The following is a 17,283-nucleotide window of genomic DNA, read 5'->3' on the forward strand; positions in this document are numbered from 1 at the left end:
CTACTTGCTTTTCCACACTAAACGAAGGCGCCTTACAAGCGGTAGGCGGAGCAATAAGACGGATAGGCGCTCTTCCTATCTGGCTTATTGTGGGAGCCATTCGCCAGCGCCGCAGTGGGTTCAGTGACGAATCACTTCACTACATACAAAAACGGATCGATATGGCTTGAACTTACTACTAGTTTGTAATGTGTCGTAGCGCGACTTTTTTACGGTACTAAAGTTAGTAAAGGTTGGTTTCCTATCATCGCTTCGGCACGTGGGGGATTGCCTCCCGCCATGAGCCAACAAGCAAAAGGCGCTAGTTGTCTCATGGCTTCGGCCGACCCCGCAGTTGTGCCTTCGCTGGTGAGTACAGTGTAGTTTTAGTAGGCTTTGGTACATAGTAAAATTCACTTTTAGACTTCAACGTACTATGCTACTTACCTTTCACCACTAAACGAAGGCGCCTTACAAGCGGTAGGCGGAGCGATGAGACAGAGAGGTGCACTTCCTTTCTGGCTCATCGCGGGAGCCATCCGCCAGCGCCGAAGTGAGTTCAGTGACGAATTACATTTCTAAATACAGAAGCGTATTGATGTGTCTTGGACTTACTACTAGTATGTAATGTGTCGTTGCTCGACTTTCTTAGGATACTGAAATTAGTGATGGTCAGCTTTCTATCACCGCTTCGGCACGTGGGGGATTGCCTCCCGCCATGAGCCAACAAGCAAAAGGCGCTAGTTGTCTCATGGCTTCGGCCGACCCCGCAGTTGTGCCTTCGCTGGTGAGTACAGTGTAGTAGGCTTTGGTACATAGTAAAATTCACTTTTTGACTTCAACGTACTATGCTACTTACCTTTCACCACTAAACGAAGGCGCCTTACAAGCGGTAGGCGGAGCGATGAGACAGAGAGGTGCACTTCCTTTCTGGCTCATCGCGGGAGCCATCCGCCAGCGCCGAAGTGCGTTCAGTGATGAATTACTTCTCTACATACAGAAATGGATTGAAATGTCTAAAACTAACTGAAACCCTGACTAAATTTCCCAATGCTGAAGTTAGTAAAGGTCAGCTTTTTATCAACGCTACTTCATCTATTCTATCCGTTACGTTTCTTCACTTCACAAGCGCAATGAAATGCTTCAAAATTCTAGCAGTCAATCCCCAAATGGTATAGTTTCCATACTCATAAAACCATTCTTCAAGCGAATGTGTACGCCACTGATATTGATCTCCATTCATAATCTTTTCGAATGGGAAGTTCGCAGGCGGCGCTGTTTCAATAGACACTAAGTGCATATACGGCTCATGCTCTAGCAACCATTTCATCGGAATTGCGAACACTTCTTCCACTTCATCTTTATTGTAGCTACGAATGATTTCATTATAATCTATGGCCGCCACAAATGGATAAACGACAAATGAAGGTGATGCAATATACGGACTTAGCTCACCGATCATTTTGACCGTTGACGGATCGATACCGAGTTCCTCTTGCGTCTCTCGTAAAGCAGCTGCCATAGGAGAAGCATCTGTCACATCGATTCGCCCACCTGGAAAGCTAATGTCTCCTGGTTGTTTTCTCATCTTAAGTGACCGAACTTCAAATAGCACATGCCACTCCCCTTCTGCTTCAACTAGAGGAATCATAACAGCTGAACGAAACGCAGTATCTTCTCCAATGAATAGTGATTTCTTTTCACATAATGTATGTTGTAGTTGATCCAGATCCATGAAAATTCCCCCGTCTTAATGTTTTGTATTTATCGTAACATTAGATGCCTGAATATTAAAGATTGCAAAAAATCCACCCTAATAATAGAGTGAATTCAGCTTAAAAAAGAATAGACGAGTAGGAAAGATACCGTTACTCTACATTCTAGTCGAATGTGTTCCACTTCCATTCACTAGTGTCTTTCCTAACGCTAGCGATTGGAATTCCAAGCTTTATTCTTGCTGTTCACTGAGTTGTTGCACGTGGACAGTGTAACGATTTGGTCTTCTATACCGACAGTTTTTCATTTCAAAACAGTCGTTCTACTTTAATAGTTACGCCCCTTTAGATGAATGATGGGAGTAATGTGATGAATTTCTTTAACTTTAATGGCATAGTGACGATGATTGATGACTTTTTTATTGGTCAAAAAAATGAAGTTGGTTGCTACAAAGTACTTACCGTTGATAATGACTATGGGGATATAGTGAACTTTATAGTGAAGCCAACTACGTATTTTGTCGATCATGTAGTAATACGTAAAAGGTGATCGGGTAACAGGTTTCTATGATGCAGATGCGCCTAGCCAAATTATCGTCATGTACTCATAGAAACTTAAATAAAGACATGCCAAATATAATTAGGAACACCCTTTTCGCATCTTATCCCATCAGTTTACAATAACGTTGTTTCACGTGAAACTATTTATTACCCGGGCAATGAACCTTGGTAGGGTAAGAAGCGTCATAATAATTTCCACAAATGAAATTATAGGCGGTGACATATGAAGCAAAACACACTCCACAAACACACGCAAACGGTAACATCCTTAAACTCTTTCAAACAGCTTGTCCACTTCGGCTGGCAACAAGCACTTTCTTGCCTGTTTCCAGTCGTTATATTCAGCTCGTTGGCTCTTACACAAGTCTTACCTCTCCCCTTCTTGCCACGCTATGATTGGTTACTTATCATATTTCTAATGACGCAGTGGTGGATGATACGTTCTGGCTTGGAAACACATGATGAATTAAAAGTGATTACACTGTTCCACTTAATTGGACTAGCCCTTGAGATATTCAAAGTACATATGGGCTCCTGGATGTACCCAGAGGAAGGTTATTTTAAAATTCTAGGTGTTCCACTGTACAGCGGATTCATGTATGCCAGTGTCGCAAGTTATTTATGCCAAGCATGGAGAAGACTAGACGTCACGTTATTAAAGTGGCCGTCACTTTGGATAGTCGTTCCACTCGCATCTGCCATCTACTTAAACTTTTTTACACACCATTATTGGATTGATATTCGGTGGTGGCTATCTGCATTCGTACTTATTATCTTTTGGCGTTCCTGGGTTACTTATTCAGTAAACGGAACTAGATATCGCATGCCCCTTGCACTTTCCTTAATTCTTATCGGTTTTTTCGTATGGATTGCCGAAAATGTCGCGACATTCTTCGGTGCTTGGAAATATCCAAATCAAGCAGAAACTTGGCATCTTGTTGGTGTAGGAAAGCTAAGTTCTTGGTTGCTATTAGTCATTGTTAGTTTCCTAATTGTTGCTATCTTAAAACATATTAAAGAAAAAGATCGTCACATGACTACATAGCTAGACACAAAAAATATTGTTTTATTGCCTACCAATACTATTAAATCATTCACTTGATCAGGATAAAGCGACTAATTAAAATTTAATTTATTCTATATTATAATAATACAAATCAACGTAGTCAGATTAGGGACTTACTATGATATTCTACGTGACTCTACGAATAATATTACAATTGACGATATTTTATCTGTCGAACTCGATACTTCATTTGCTCCAAGTACAGAAAAGTATTTGTCTTTTCGGCATACAGATGACACGATTTGGCTCAAGCTAAATGCTGGGGCGTTGGGGTGGGGAAGAATTCCTAGTCGTGTGCCCTTCTACATCACTAGAAGAAGCTTTACAACTCGCAGAGAGATTGCGTCTCCAATTGGCAGACCACTGTTTCTTAACAGTAGGTCAGAAGACAGCTAGCTTCGGTGTTGCTTCGTATGTACCTGGTGATTCATTGAATTCAATGATTTCCCGAAGTGATAAAGCATTATATAAAGCAAAAGAAAATGGTAGAAATCGCGTGGAGTATATCAAATTATAACGTACGAAGAAAGGACCCCAACATATGCGTGGGATCCTTTTTTGTGTATTTATATTATGATGCTACATTACCCGCAATTAGCTATTCACAACGGGATCCGGATAGTCAAAACCTTTCGTATCCACTTCTACCTTCTTCATCTTTTGATCATCTAAAGGCTTGTCCATTGGGTCACGTTCTGCAGCAACAATTGTATCGACAACGTCCATCCCCTCAATCACTTTGCCAAACGCCGCATACTCCCCGTCAAGCTGGGCAGTGTCTGCAACCATTATAAAAAACTGCGAGCCTGCGGAATTTGGATCCTGCGTGCGAGCCATTGAAACTACACCACGCTCATGCAGTAAATTGTTTTCAAAGCCATTCGTCGTAAACTCTCCATCAATCGAATGTCCCGGTCCACCAGAGCCATTTCCAGAAGGATCCCCTCCTTGAATCATGAAATCAGGAATGACGCGATGGAAAATCAGTCCGTCATAATAACCTTCTTCTACCAGTGAAATAAAATTTGCTACCGTGTTAGGTGCTACAGTAGGCTCTAGTTCCATAATAATTTTTTCGTCATTTTCCATTGTAATTGTAACAATAGGATTTTCTTTTACTTCAGATGAATAGTTACTAGTTTCTGCCGGTTCCTTTGTCGTCTCTTTTTGCTCTTTGTCAGTAGTTGTTCCGCAACTTGCGAGAATGAGTGTAAGTGCCGTCAAAGTGAGTAATAAGTAAAGCCCTTTGCGCTTGAACATATGATTCAGCTCCTCTATAACATTAGTTTATTTGTTCAGGTTCTGTATTACTAGCTTCTTTTTCTAACGTGGCACTAAACTGGTCACCCCAATCACAAATAGATGTAACAACAGGTTCCAAGAGAAGGCCAATCTCACTTAGTTGATACTCCACTTTTGGAGGGACAACAGGATAAACAAATCTAGTAATTATTTTATCCTCTTCTAATTCTCTTAGTTGCCTAATAAGCATACGTTGGTTGGCATCGGGAAGTTTTTTCTCTATCTCACTTAAACGCAATGGCGACTTTTGCAGTAAGCACCAGATAAGTGCTATTTTCCAGCGTCCGCCTATAACAGATAAAGCTAAATCTTTACTCGTGAAATACGTTTTGTCTTTATATTCAATTCCCATTACTATTCACCTCTTTCCATTACTATTCATGTCTATAGTGACAAGATAGTCAGTATTGCATGATAAATTGTAGTATGTAATGATGGAATTGTAAATATAAAACATAAAAGAAAGAAGGGCTTCATTTGAAAAGTAGAGCTGCCGTTGCATTTAAACCTGGAGAACCACTTAAAATTGTAGAGATCGATGTTGAGGAACCAAAAGCAGGTGAGGTATTAGTAAAGATTTTGTACACTTCAGTCTGTCATACAGATGCTTACACATTATCAGGCGCTGATCCAGAAGGCGTATTTCCTACCGTACTAGGTCACGAAGGTGGAGGCGTTGTTGTCTCTGTTGGTGAAGGTGTAACTTCAGTAAAGCCAGGAGACCACGTCATTCCACTGTATACACCTGAATGTGGTAAGTGTAAATTCTGTCTTTCTGGTAAAACAAATTTATGTGGCGCAATCCGTGAAACGCAAGGTAAAGGGTTAATGCCTGATGGAACAACTCGTTTCTCTTACAATGGCGAGCCTATTTATCACTATATGGGAACAAGCACATTTAGCGAATATACCGTGGTATCTGAAATCTCTTTAGTAAAAGTTGAAGAAGATGCACCACTTGATAAAGTATGTCTATTTGGTTGTGGTGTGACTACAGGGATCGGTGCTGTACACAACACAGCGAAAGTTGAAGAAGGTGCTGTAACAGCTGTATTTGGTTTAGGAGCGATTGGATTAGCTGTTATTCAAGGGCTGACTCAAGCAAAGGCAAGCCGAATTATTGCCATTGATTTGAATGAAGATAAATTTGAATTAGCTAAAAAGATGGGTGCAACTGACTGTATCAACCCTTCCAAATTTGATAAGCCAATCCAAGAAGTCATCGTGGACATGACAGATGGTGGAGTTGACTATAGTTTCGAATGTATCGGGAATGTTGAAGTGATGAGATCAGCACTTGAATGTTGTCATAAAGGTTGGGGAGAAAGTATTATTATTGGTGTAGCGGGTGCTGGTAAAGAAATTAGCACACGTCCATTCCAATTAGTCACAGGTCGCGTATGGCGTGGATCCGCATTTGGCGGCGTTAAAGGAAGAACCGAGTTGCCGGGCATGATTGAAGAGTTTAAAAATGGTAAGATTGATTTAGATTCATTCATTACCCATCAACTAAACTTTACAGACATCAATGAAGCATTCGATTTACTGCATAAAGGTGAGTCCATTCGTTCAATATTAACATATGGAGAGTGAGATCATGAGTCTAAAGCGCATAGAGCAACGACGCTCTTTTGGCGGACAACAGTGTAAGTACAACCATTATTCAGAAGTCCTACAATGTGAGATGACATTTAGTATCTACTTACCGTCCAATGAAGAAAATAAAAAAATCCCTCTTATTTGGTGGCTATCTGGATTAACATGTACTGATGATAATTTCAGTCAAAAAAGCGGATTTCAAAGTTTGGCTAATAAATATCAAGTAGCTGTGATCATTCCAGACACTTCCCCACGTGGAGAACAAGTTGCAGATGACGAAGCATGGGATCTTGGAAAAGGTGCTAGTTTCTATATCAATGCAACGCAAGAACCTTGGGCTAAAAATTATCAGATGTATACGTATCTGACCGAGGAATTAAGCGACATCGCGTCCAGTTTAGTACCTAATTTTTCCGGATTAGAAAGTATTATGGGCCATTCTATGGGCGGTCACGGTGCATTGATGATCGGCTTGAAAAATGCGGAGAGATACAAAGCAATTTCTGCCTTCTCCCCTATTTTAAGTCCTAGCCGTGTTCCTTGGGGTATCAAAGCATTCACAGCTTACCTAGGAGAAGATCAAGATTCATGGAAAGAATGGGATGCTTCGAAGCTAGTCAAAGGAGCAAACATTCCACCGATTCTTATTACGCAAGGAACTGCGGATGACTTTTATCCGAACCAGTTAGACGAAACGATGTTCTTAGAAAATGCACGAGCGAAGGATCAAGCGGTCGAGTACAAGCAAGAAGAAGGCTATGACCATAGCTATTTCTTCATCTCTACTTTCTTAGAAGAACACTTCGCTTTCCATATAAAGCATCTTGTAAAATAAAAAATTCGAAGCGTAGATAAAAGATAGGTAACGAAATGTGTACAAGGGGATTTTCACTTCAGGGGGCGCTTCTTAAAGAGGCGTAGCTTGAAATGCATACTAACGGGATACTTCCCACTCCCTTACTTTTGTTTAGAGTTGAAATATCCACATTGATTGCAATGTGGATATTTTTATTTACTACCGTCTACTATCTAAAAAGACACGTTAATTAGGAGGTATAATTACTATGGATTTGAAAAGTATGTTAAGCAATGACCGAGTGAAGCCATATTTATTAAAAGCCCGGTATGGCATTGAAAAAGAAGGTCAACGTGTCGATTTATCAGGAAACTTAGCAAAGACAGATCATCCGACAAGCCTATCGATTCAAGACGAACACCCGTATATTCAGCGGGACTTTGCAGAAACACAAATGGAACTAATCACTCCTGTTTTAGATACACTAGATGAACTGTTTAATTACCTATCAGGTATTCATGACGTTGCACATCGTTCAATGGGTGAACATGAAATGCTGTGGCCGTTAAGCATGCCCCCAGCATTACCAGAAAAAGAAGAAGATATTGTCATTGCGAAGTTGAAAAATCCTGAAAATGTTCTCTATCGTCGATCTTTGTCGAATTCATACGGACGTCGTAAACAAATGATTTGTGGCATTCATTTCAACTTTGAATTTGACGATCAATTACTTCGGGCTTTGTTTGAATTACAATCGGAGATCACAGACTATCGACAGTTTAAAACAGAAATCTACTTAAAACTTACCCGAAACTACTTGCATTATCGTTGGCTGGTTACATATTTTTACGGTGCCTCCCCTACTAGTGAACAGAACTTTTACGGGTGCAATGACAAGCCGAATGAGCCAGTAAGAAGCATCAGAAGCAGTAGATTTGGTTATACGAATCACGATGATGTTTCTGTATCATTCAGCACGATACAGAAACATATCGAAGACTTGACTTCTATGGTGAATAAAGGCTTGCTAGTGGAAGAAAAAGAATTTTACTCAGCTATCCGTTTACGTGGTAGCAACCATGTGGCGGATTTTGTAAACCAAGGCGTCCGTTATGTAGAATTACGCAATATTGACCTAAATCCTTTTGAAACAAACGGCATCAGCTATGAACAAGCAGAGTTCTTGCATATGTTCTTGCTATATCTGCTGTCGAAAGATGAAGACCCACAAAGTGATGAATGGGGAAATAAGGGTAACGAGTACAATGATATCGTAGCGCTTGAGCATCCATTAACACATACACAATTTGAAGCAGAAGCTTATAAGTTAGTTGAAGGAATGGAAAAGCTGTCAAAAGAATTGGATGTACCTGTTTCCGAGTCATTATTCAGCAATCTGAGAGATATGCTAGCAGATCCAAGCAAGACGTTAGCCGGTAGACTGTATACAGAGAGTCAAAAAAGTAGTCAAAGTCAAGTGGCTGTAGAACTTGCCAAGAAAAATTATACAAAGTTGTGGAAGAAACCGTATGAGTTAACAGGATTCACTGATATGGAGTTATCAACGCAGATTTTATTACAAGACGCGATTCAACAAGGGATTCAAATAGAGATTTTGGATCGCCAAGATCAGTTTTTGAAACTGACATTGCATGATCATGTTGAATTTGTGAAAAATGGTAATATGACGAGTAAGGACACCTATGTTTCGACTTTAATTATGGAGAATAAAACGGTCACGAAGAAAATTCTCCATCAAGAAGGTTACCGCGTTCCGCTAGGTGATGAATTTAATAGTATTGAAGCAGCTTTACGTGCGTATAAACTATTTGCCAAGACACCTTTTGTAGTAAAGCCGAAGACAACGAACTATGGATTAGGGATATCAATTTTTAAAGATGGCGCAAGCTACGAAGATTATGAACAGGCTACCAAAATTGCATTCGATGAAGATTCCTCCATCTTAGTAGAAGAGTTCCTGAATGGTACAGAATACAGATTCTTTGTGTTGCATGACAAGGTCCTAGCAGTGATGTTACGCGTGCCTGCGAACATAACGGGTGACGGCAAGCACACCATCAAAGAATTAGTCACGGAAAAGAATCGTGATCCGTTACGAGGAACGGATCACCGTACACCTTTGGAACTTATACAACTAGGTGAATTGGAGGTTCTGATGCTCAAAGGCCAAGGCTATCAGCTAGATTCAATTCCAAAAGACGGTGAAATTGTCTATTTACGTGAGAACTCTAACGTCAGTACTGGTGGAGATTCCATTGATGTGACGGATCAAATTTCCGAGGATTACAAAAAAATAGCTGTGGATGCGGTTGCCGCACTTGGAGCTAAAATTAGCGGTATCGATTTAATTATTGAGGATATCGATATTCCTGCAGCAACGCCGGGTGCTTACGGAATTATTGAAGCAAACTTTAATCCATCGATGTATATGCATATCTATCCGTATAAAGGGAAATCTAGACGCCTGACGATGGAAATATTGTATTACTTATTCCCTGAACTAAAGCAGCTTTAATAGATATAAGGTTCAGTATTGTATATAAAAAAGGTCCACTAGCTTCACTTACATAGTGAAGCTAGTGGACCTTTTAAACTTTACTTCAAACTTCCACTTTGCGTTTATGAATAATCACTTTTTTATACCAGTTCTTATCATCTTCATATGGAAAATCATCTCTAAAGTGACCACCGCGGCTTTCGGTCCTGCATAATGCTGCTTTCGTAATCAGAGTAGCCGTAATATACATAAAAATTGCTTCAATATCTCGAATAGAATAACAGTCAAACTCCGTTAAATCATTTACATGTAACTGCTCCAGCCAATTATTCTGTTCTTCTAAAAGCTCTTTAGAACGAACAATTCCGACACCTTTCATCATCCGATCCTTTAACACCTGGACATCCGGAAGAGTGATACTTTTCTCTTGAATGAAAGGAACAGCACTGGGTGACTCTGGGAAGTGCTCTTTCCTTGAATTAGTATTAATCCAATGGGATAGTTTTTTTCCTTGATAAAGCCCTTCTAAAAATGAATTACTAGCTAAGCGATTTGCACCATGAAGACCTGTACACGCTACCTCCCCTATGGCGAATAGTCCATTTATCGAAGTACGGCCAACTAAATCTGTTTTGATACCCCCCATTAAGAAGTGACTACCAGGTGCAACCGGAATTCTCCCTTCCGACAAACTTACTCCGTTTTTCTGGCAAATCGCTGTAATGGATGGGAACTTCTTTTCAAAGTCCTTAATATTTTTAATATCCAAATATACTTTATGGCCGCTTTCGATATAATTAAATATTGTCTGAGATACAATGTGTCTAGGACCTAGATCTTTTAAAGGATGGACGCCCTCCATGATGGGAGTTCCATCTTCAGTAACTAAAATGGCCCCTTCCCCACGAACCGCCTCGGAAATTAAGCCTTGTGTTTCTCCATTCTTATACAAAAGTGTTGGATGGAATTGAATAAATTCCATATCTACAATTTCAGCTCCTGCCAGGTAAGCCATAGCAACCCCATCACCTGTTACAGTTGGGGCACTTGAAGTAAAGGAATATACTTGCCCACAACCACCTGTCGCAAGAATCACATAACCGCCATAAAAAGTACAGATTGTTCCGTCCGGATTTTTAGCTTTTACACCAATACACCGCTCTTGCATTTGATCGATGATTAATTCGTAGGCAAAGACGTTCTCTTCGACCTTTATATTTTCTTTTAGGTTGCTAATCAAGTACTCTATGACATTTTTCCCTGTTGCATCGCCGCCACAATGAACAATTCTATTTTCACTATGGGCTCCTTCTAGTCCAAGTAATATATTTCCATTTGTGTCTTGGTCGAAAATAGGAGCTTCGTTAGAAAGGTCGCCAATCAACTTGGGCGCTTCGTTTAATATTTCACGAACAGATTCTTCATTATTATGAAATCTACCTGCCTCAAGAGTATCAGCGTAATGCTTGGATGGATCGTCCCCAACCCCAATGGCAGCGGCAATCCCGCCTTGTGCCAAATAGGAATTTGCATTCTTTATATGTGATTTTGTGAGAATCCTTACATTTTTATCACTACTAAGTAACGTGGCTAGCTGTAGTGCTGCAACCCCACTGCCAATAATAAGAACGTCATTCCATTCCATGATGTAAAGCCTCCCAAAGTTAACGACTGTCTTGACACCTATATTTACACATATTTAAATTAAAAACAACATTTTTCATTCAAAAGATACTATTTTCAATTTCGGAACCATCAATAAAGAATGGAGTTAGCCTGTAACTGGCCAACTCCATCAATCTAATTATTATATTTTAATTTTAGAAGTACATATCAATAGTGATTCTTATATTTAGGGTATTTCAAAATTTTCTCGATATATGTCTTGCTAATTCAATCGGCTAATTAGCCTTTTTCGCTGGTAAGTGGATAGTACCACTCCTCCTACTATAAATAGCGATCCTAAAATTTCTGCTCCGGTTATTGGTTTGTATAGCAATATCAAGCCCATTATCATTGCTACAAAAGGTTCTAAATTAGATAATATGGAAGCCTTTGAAGCATCCACATGTCTAATATTGTTATTCCAAATCAACATTGCTATACCGTGTACAACAACGGCAGTTACAATCAGAAAAAACCAATCGGAAACCTTAGAGCTTGCACGTACGGGAGTATCAAGTAAAAAGACAAAAGGAATCGATACAATTAATCCTACAACATTCGAGTATAAAGTAATGGTAAGTGGATCCATTCTATTGGAAAGAAGCCTCGTCATGATAATCAGAATGGCAAATGTAATCATTGTTACAACAATCCATAATAAACCTTTATCAATATGTAAAGAAGATAAATCGCCTTTTGCTACAACAAAATATATACCTATTATCGCAACAATAGACCCCATTAACATACGAATTGTTAATTTCTCTTTCAAAAAAATGCCAGCTAATACGCCAGTTAAAATAGGGGTAGTTGCCAAAATTAATGCAGATGTTGTTGGATCAGCTGTTTCTAATCCTGCAAAAAATGACCACTGGTTTATAAAGACGCCAATAACCCCTAGAAAAAAGACCGCCAGTACATCGGATGTATTTACTCGTTTAAAGTGTAGTTTATATGAGGATAATCCAATTAAAAATAGTACAATAAACAAAAGTCTGAGCGTGGTTAAGAGAGCCGGGGAAAAGTCTTGGACTAACATCTTTCCAAATACAAAATTGCTGCCCCACACCATTACACAAAGAGTTAGCCAAGCATATGCTTTTAACATATATATCACCCTTTCTATAACAAAGTGCTAACTGTCCTATTCTATACGTACTCAGACTTTTCGTATACATTTTTGTTTGGATGTATCCACTTACTAAATTGTAGGATGGTCCCATTTTAGAGGATTAAAACAAAGGAAGAGGAAATAGCCATATTAAGTGGGAATAAGAGCAAAAGATTTACATCATTTATTATCCCTGCCAGCCGGCAAAAACTATATTCCGTATTTAGATTGGGGTCTATCCTTTCTTAAATTCAAGTACTTACACGTACTCCAATCAATAATAAAGCCGTAACAGACGAGTATAATTCTTTATACTCGTCTGTTACAGCTTCTAATTATAAAAGGTTATATCTAATATCCTCTAAAAGACTAGTTTTCCAATCTATTAAATGTCTACTGTTACACATACATATTTGAGAAAGCTGTAATTACTTATGATACGGTTCATCGTAACTGGTCTAAATGCAGTTTTTATTTCTCGATTCGGTCCACCAATCGGTCCAAACCTTGAGATTCGGTCCACCAATCGGTCCAAACCTTGGGATTCGGTCCACCAATCGGTCCAAACCTTGGGATTCGGTCCACCAATCGGTCCAAACCTTGGGATTCGGTCCACCAATCAGTCCAAACCTTGGGATTCGGTCCACCAATCGGTCCAAACCTTGAGATTCGGTCCACCAATCGGTCCAAACCTTGGGATTCGGTCCATCGATTACTTTAATATATATTTACTAGCTTTCCCCTTCCCTACCAATTCTATTTGTTCTTGAGCTCTTAGCTTTTGCAAAACCCTTTTACTACTAGTTGATGAAAAACCACATAAAATTTCTACATCAGATCTTGTTATATAATCGTTTTTCTTTAAATAGTCAACAATCATCACTTCAGCCTGAATCTCATCAAAATCTTTATCCTTTATATATTCAATTTGATCCTCAAATTCAGCATACACACGATGAGTAAACATATAGCTATTTCTTTTTTCTCTCTGGAGTATATTTTTCCTTTGACATAGGTTATTCAGCACTGTAGTTACTGATTGCTTATTAATTTGTGCAACTTCAGCAGCTTTTGAAAGTGTAATTGTTTTATTTTCTTTGATATATTTTAAAATACAGATTTCCTGAACTGTAAATTCACCTAAAAGTTCTTCTTCCTTAGTAATGAACTTTAGAAACTCAACGTCCTCTAAACTACTGCGTAAAATTAATTTTACAGCATTATTATATAAAGTATAATCTGGAGCAGATTTGCCTAAAGCTAGCATATCCTTAAAAATAATATCTACACCTTGACCAGATCTCTGAACATATTTTAACTTCTGAAATATCTCAGCTATTAACTTATTCCTTGGTGTAGAAGGATGGCTAATAATATTATTACTATCTATACCTTCAGGGAAAGATCCAGGGTTTTCTATAATAATTTCAGTCGGATAAAATTTAATAATAATTGAAGATGTATTTTCATAATCTCTATGTGTTATGGCATTTAATAAAGCTTCTTGGAAAACATTGATTGGATAGTCTTGAACTTCTAATTTAAATAAACCAACTTGAATATTTTCAATACTATTACGGTCCTCAAATACTTGGTGAATTCTATCTATTGCTCTCACTAGTGGTACTTTTAAATCTAATCTCTTATGATACTCCGTTTTTCCTTCTTTATAACTTAAAACTAGTATTTCTGCTTGCGGTAAATATTTTACAATTGCAGCTTCTGTTCCTACAAATAAAACACCGGCTACAGTCAATTTAATCTCATCATCTATAACTTTAATCAATTCAAGATCTTTTAGGAAACTTAAATCATCTAGATTGTATAATGTTGAGTCTTTATCCCTTGAATGTAATTTGCGTTTTAAATTCTCTACTTCAACAAAATCTACATCTTCTTCACTAGAATTTTCAATAATTTTTGCTGAATAATCACCCTTAAAACCTTCTATTCTATTTGAACTATATTCTGAAGGATAATACGGCTTCGTATTCTTTCCAAGCCTTCTATATGTAATACCATTTGAAGTTGAAGTTATTTCTGAAGACTTTTCAACTATAATTCTTAAAATTTCTTTATCGCCCAATTCAATAACTTCAATATCCGTAAATAATTTTGGTATTGTCTTATCATAAATAGCTTCTATGATATTTTGAGTATCGAATTTTGTACATCCTGTAATTTCTCCATCATCTTCTACTCCAACTAGTATGATTCCACCCTTAGTATTTGCAAGTCCTACAGCTTCTTTTACTAATAACGCAATCATGTCCTTATATTTAGGTGTTTTTATCCAACTTTTAAATTCAACAGTATTTGTTTCTCCTACCCTAATAATTTGTCTAATATCCAATAACATCATCCCTTCATCGAAGAACTCTCTGTTATCTTCTATATTAGCAAATAATGATACATTTTCCAAAATCTCTATACAATAAAAACAGCCTAACTAATCTCATAGCTAGACTGTCATTTCACAGCTATTTTCAACTTTATTAACAATTAATCATCAGTAAAGCAGAAAACCTCATCTACTTGTGATACGGTTCATCGTTATATATCTAAGTGCGGTTATTTCTATAAAGGCTTATAGTATAAGCAAATTAATATTGTTATCATAAAAGGCAGACAAATCAAAAATCCAAAATACTGTAAACTTTAGGAGGTAAAGTATGAGTAATTTATATTGGTATAGCCATAGTCTAAAAAGTTATTTAACCTTTTCTAACCAAAAAATCATCTCTAAGGGCTTTATACTAGTAGAAGAAATTTGTTCAACTCCATTTTTTAAACAGTTCCTTTTTCAAAAGGACAATCAACAAATTCATGTCTATTTGTATGCAAGTGAAATTCAAGAAGAGATGTATTTATTCGTTCAAGAATGCGATGTAAAAGAAGTATTTTTACATAATCTCAAATCAAAAGCATTTCAAGGTTTCCATTCTGATATTTTTATTACAGAGAAGGAGCCATTGAAAATAATTGAGGAAATTGAAAAGGCGATGAAATATAGTGAGGAAGATGAATACTTACACATTTATGGACAGCCAAGTTGGCATGGTGATGCCTTTATCGTTGGCAATCGTGCAGCATTACAAAGGTTAAGAAATACGATTGATCAAGCACTTCAATTTGGCGAAAAAAAAGAAGTGTTTTTCCCTGAAGATGAAGAAGGTTATAGTTTATATATATCATGTACAGATGATTCCTTTGATCTAAGTCAATTAGACCCTCCCTACCATGACCCCGATATCTTTGAAAAGTGCAAGCCTCCTGTTCAAGCATTTAAACATTACAAATTTCATGACTAAATTAAATATTAACCACCTAAATCGTTGTCATACCAACGTTCTAGGTGGTCTATTTTATAAACCTCACTTATTTATGGTACGTTTTCTCGTGACCTAACTAAATACGGTTTTTATATCGGACGAATTGTAATATTAAGTGCTACACCTAATGAAAAATAAAAGAAACCTATAATAATCTCGTGTAAAATGTAGTTACTACAACAACATTTAAACGAGGGAGATCATTATGAGCTATACATACCTTACTATATCTGATCAAGTGAAAATAGAGACTTTATTAAAGCTTGATTACTCTATTCGTGAAAATGCAAAACTGCTTCATCGTGCGCCTTCAACCATCTCACGTGAATTAAAGGAAGTAATCGAGAACCAACTAGAGAAAACCTGGTCGCCTGAAAAAAATTATCGGGCGTTTGTATCAAGCTGCCCTCAGTTTCAAAACTATTTATCGTTGGATATGACGGTTTATTAGAGGTGCCTATTACAGTACTTCGTCAAAAAGGTAAGCGTCCAAAGCCGCGTGAAACGAGAGGCCGCTTTAACATTAGTACATCGATTTCACACCGTTTTTACCAAACGATAAATAAACACAACAGGTACAATTAACTGAAGATTATTCAGTAATATCATGCCAATAATCATATACATCATTCTTCTAATGATCATTATTTCATGAAAAATGATTTAAATAGATACTAAAAGGTAATAGATAGTTAATTACCAGAATGAAAGGAGAGAACAATTTGAAGAAATCAGCATTAGTCATTATTAATCCTTCCTCAGGGAAAGAACAAGCAACAGAATATGAAGAACAAATTAGAGAAACAATCCAAGATACATACAGTGAAATCACTGTGAAGTATACGGAGGATGAAGGTGACGCGACACGCTTTGCAAAAGAAGCTGCAGAAAATAACTATGACTTCGTTGTTTCACTCGGTGGAGACGGAACTGTAAATGAAACTGTCAATGGACTCGCTCCATTTAATAACCCACCAAAACTTGGAATCATTCCAATGGGCACAGTGAATGATCTTGCTCGTTCATTAAACATTCCAATAAAACCTGTTGACGCGATTAAATTGCTGGTCTCAGGTACTGAAACAAAAATTGATATTGGATTGACTAACGACAATATTTATTTTACAAATATTTTAGGTATTGGAAGTGCTGCTAAAGCAATTCATCAGGTCGACAGTGAAGAAAAATCTAAAATTGGATCACTTGCTTACTTGAAAGCAATTGGGAAAGAAATAATAGATGACCAACCTTTTCCGATTAAGTTTGAGATGGAAGAAAACACATGGGAAGGTGACGTATCGGTTGTCCTAATTTCCCTCATAGACTCTTTAGGCGGTATCAAAACAATTGTAAACGAAGTCGAAAATGGAGACGGCAACTTTCATATCTTCGCGTTTAAACACCTTAACTTAACCGAGCTTGCGAAGATGACCCCTTCAATCGTGATGGGAAAATTAAAAGAATCAGAAAACGTTCAATACTTTAAAACAAGACAGGTCAAGATAACAACTTCTGCCGGTGAGACACAAGAAAGTGATATAGACGGTGAACAAGGACCAGATCTACCTCTCGACTTAAAAGTTCTCCACCAACATATAACAATCGTTTCAAATAAAGCTTAATTAACCTTAAAATAGCT

15 protein-coding genes and 1 pseudogene are annotated in these 17,283 nt (G+C 37.8%); 10 read left to right on the forward strand and 6 right to left on the reverse strand.

The window, feature by feature from the left end:
- Positions 1–883 precede the first annotated feature (883 nt).
- A complete protein-coding gene (locus tag ORD22_RS11240; RefSeq protein ID WP_317646086.1) occupies positions 884–1,009 on the forward strand; it encodes a hypothetical protein in 126 nt (41 codons plus the stop codon).
- A gap of 87 nt (positions 1,010–1,096) precedes the next feature.
- Here the strand turns inward: ORD22_RS11240 and ORD22_RS11245 are convergent, their stop codons facing one another.
- On the reverse strand, positions 1,097–1,714 hold the full coding sequence (locus tag ORD22_RS11245) for an NUDIX hydrolase (RefSeq protein WP_317646087.1): 618 nt from the start codon (positions 1,712–1,714) through the stop codon (positions 1,097–1,099).
- Positions 1,715–2,064: 350 nt separating this feature from the next.
- Here ORD22_RS11245 and ORD22_RS11250 point away from each other — a divergent pair, with 350 nt between their 5' ends.
- The 3 genes from ORD22_RS11250 to ORD22_RS11260 all read left to right on the forward strand — a co-directional run bounded on the left by ORD22_RS11250 (position 2,065) and on the right by ORD22_RS11260 (position 3,838).
- Positions 2,065–2,244, forward strand: a complete 180-nt coding sequence (locus ORD22_RS11250) for a hypothetical protein (RefSeq protein WP_317646088.1) — start codon at positions 2,065–2,067, stop codon at positions 2,242–2,244.
- Positions 2,245–2,478: 234 nt separating this feature from the next.
- On the forward strand, positions 2,479–3,300 hold the full coding sequence (locus ORD22_RS11255) for a DUF817 domain-containing protein (RefSeq protein ID WP_317646089.1): 822 nt from the start codon (positions 2,479–2,481) through the stop codon (positions 3,298–3,300).
- A 277-nt stretch (positions 3,301–3,577) separates the two neighbouring features.
- Positions 3,578–3,838, forward strand: a complete 261-nt coding sequence (locus tag ORD22_RS11260) for a GGDEF domain-containing protein (protein WP_317646090.1) — start codon at positions 3,578–3,580, stop codon at positions 3,836–3,838.
- Positions 3,839–3,915: 77 nt separating this feature from the next.
- Here the strand turns inward: ORD22_RS11260 and ORD22_RS11265 are convergent, their stop codons facing one another.
- Together ORD22_RS11265 and ORD22_RS11270 are read right to left on the reverse strand one after the other, a co-directional pair.
- Positions 3,916–4,581 (reverse strand): peptidylprolyl isomerase, encoded by a 666-nt coding sequence (locus ORD22_RS11265; RefSeq protein WP_317646091.1) that lies wholly within the window; start codon positions 4,579–4,581, stop codon positions 3,916–3,918.
- A 22-nt stretch (positions 4,582–4,603) separates the two neighbouring features.
- Complete coding sequence (locus ORD22_RS11270; protein ID WP_317646092.1) at positions 4,604–4,975, reverse strand: winged helix-turn-helix transcriptional regulator; 372 nt, start codon at positions 4,973–4,975, stop codon at positions 4,604–4,606.
- Between the two features lie 125 nt (positions 4,976–5,100).
- Between ORD22_RS11270 and ORD22_RS11275 the strand changes: the two genes are divergently transcribed.
- The 3 genes from ORD22_RS11275 (at position 5,101) to gshAB (ending at position 9,554) form a co-directional block, all read left to right on the forward strand.
- Entirely contained in the window at positions 5,101–6,216 is a 1,116-nt protein-coding gene (locus ORD22_RS11275; protein ID WP_317646093.1) for an S-(hydroxymethyl)glutathione dehydrogenase/class III alcohol dehydrogenase, read from the forward strand.
- Positions 6,217–6,220: 4 nt separating this feature from the next.
- Positions 6,221–7,057, forward strand: a complete 837-nt coding sequence (gene fghA / locus ORD22_RS11280; protein ID WP_317646094.1) for an S-formylglutathione hydrolase — start codon at positions 6,221–6,223, stop codon at positions 7,055–7,057.
- A 229-nt stretch (positions 7,058–7,286) separates the two neighbouring features.
- Entirely contained in the window at positions 7,287–9,554 is a 2,268-nt protein-coding gene (gshAB, locus tag ORD22_RS11285; RefSeq protein ID WP_317646095.1) for a bifunctional glutamate--cysteine ligase GshA/glutathione synthetase GshB, read from the forward strand.
- 85 nt (positions 9,555–9,639) lie between these two features.
- On the opposite strand, the gene nadB is transcribed toward gshAB, so the two are convergent.
- The 3 genes from nadB to ORD22_RS11300 form a co-directional block, all read right to left on the reverse strand.
- Entirely contained in the window at positions 9,640–11,181 is a 1,542-nt protein-coding gene (nadB, locus tag ORD22_RS11290; RefSeq protein ID WP_317646096.1) for an L-aspartate oxidase, read from the reverse strand.
- Positions 11,182–11,424: 243 nt separating this feature from the next.
- Positions 11,425–12,309, reverse strand: coding sequence for a DMT family transporter (locus ORD22_RS11295; RefSeq protein ID WP_317646097.1), 885 nt, complete (start codon positions 12,307–12,309; stop codon positions 11,425–11,427).
- A gap of 715 nt (positions 12,310–13,024) precedes the next feature.
- A complete protein-coding gene (locus ORD22_RS11300; RefSeq protein ID WP_317646098.1) occupies positions 13,025–14,734 on the reverse strand; it encodes an RNA-binding domain-containing protein in 1,710 nt (569 codons plus the stop codon).
- A gap of 250 nt (positions 14,735–14,984) precedes the next feature.
- Here ORD22_RS11300 and ORD22_RS11305 point away from each other — a divergent pair, with 250 nt between their 5' ends.
- From ORD22_RS11305 to ORD22_RS11315, 3 genes and pseudogenes are all read left to right on the forward strand, one after another.
- Positions 14,985–15,623 carry a hypothetical protein gene (locus tag ORD22_RS11305; protein ID WP_317646099.1) on the forward strand — a complete coding sequence of 213 codons (639 nt, stop codon included), beginning with the start codon at positions 14,985–14,987 and terminating at the stop codon, positions 15,621–15,623.
- A 226-nt stretch (positions 15,624–15,849) separates the two neighbouring features.
- Positions 15,850–16,190 (forward strand): annotated as a pseudogene (locus tag ORD22_RS11310) (transposase); the annotation flags it as partial.
- Between the two features lie 176 nt (positions 16,191–16,366).
- Positions 16,367–17,266: a diacylglycerol/lipid kinase family protein gene (locus ORD22_RS11315; RefSeq protein WP_317646100.1), complete on the forward strand. Its 900-nt coding sequence runs from the start codon at positions 16,367–16,369 to the stop codon at positions 17,264–17,266.
- Positions 17,267–17,283 lie beyond the last annotated feature (17 nt).

Source organism: Sporosarcina sp. GW1-11, assembly GCF_033088395.1.
Taxonomy (GTDB): Bacteria; Bacillota; Bacilli; order Bacillales_A; family Planococcaceae; genus Sporosarcina.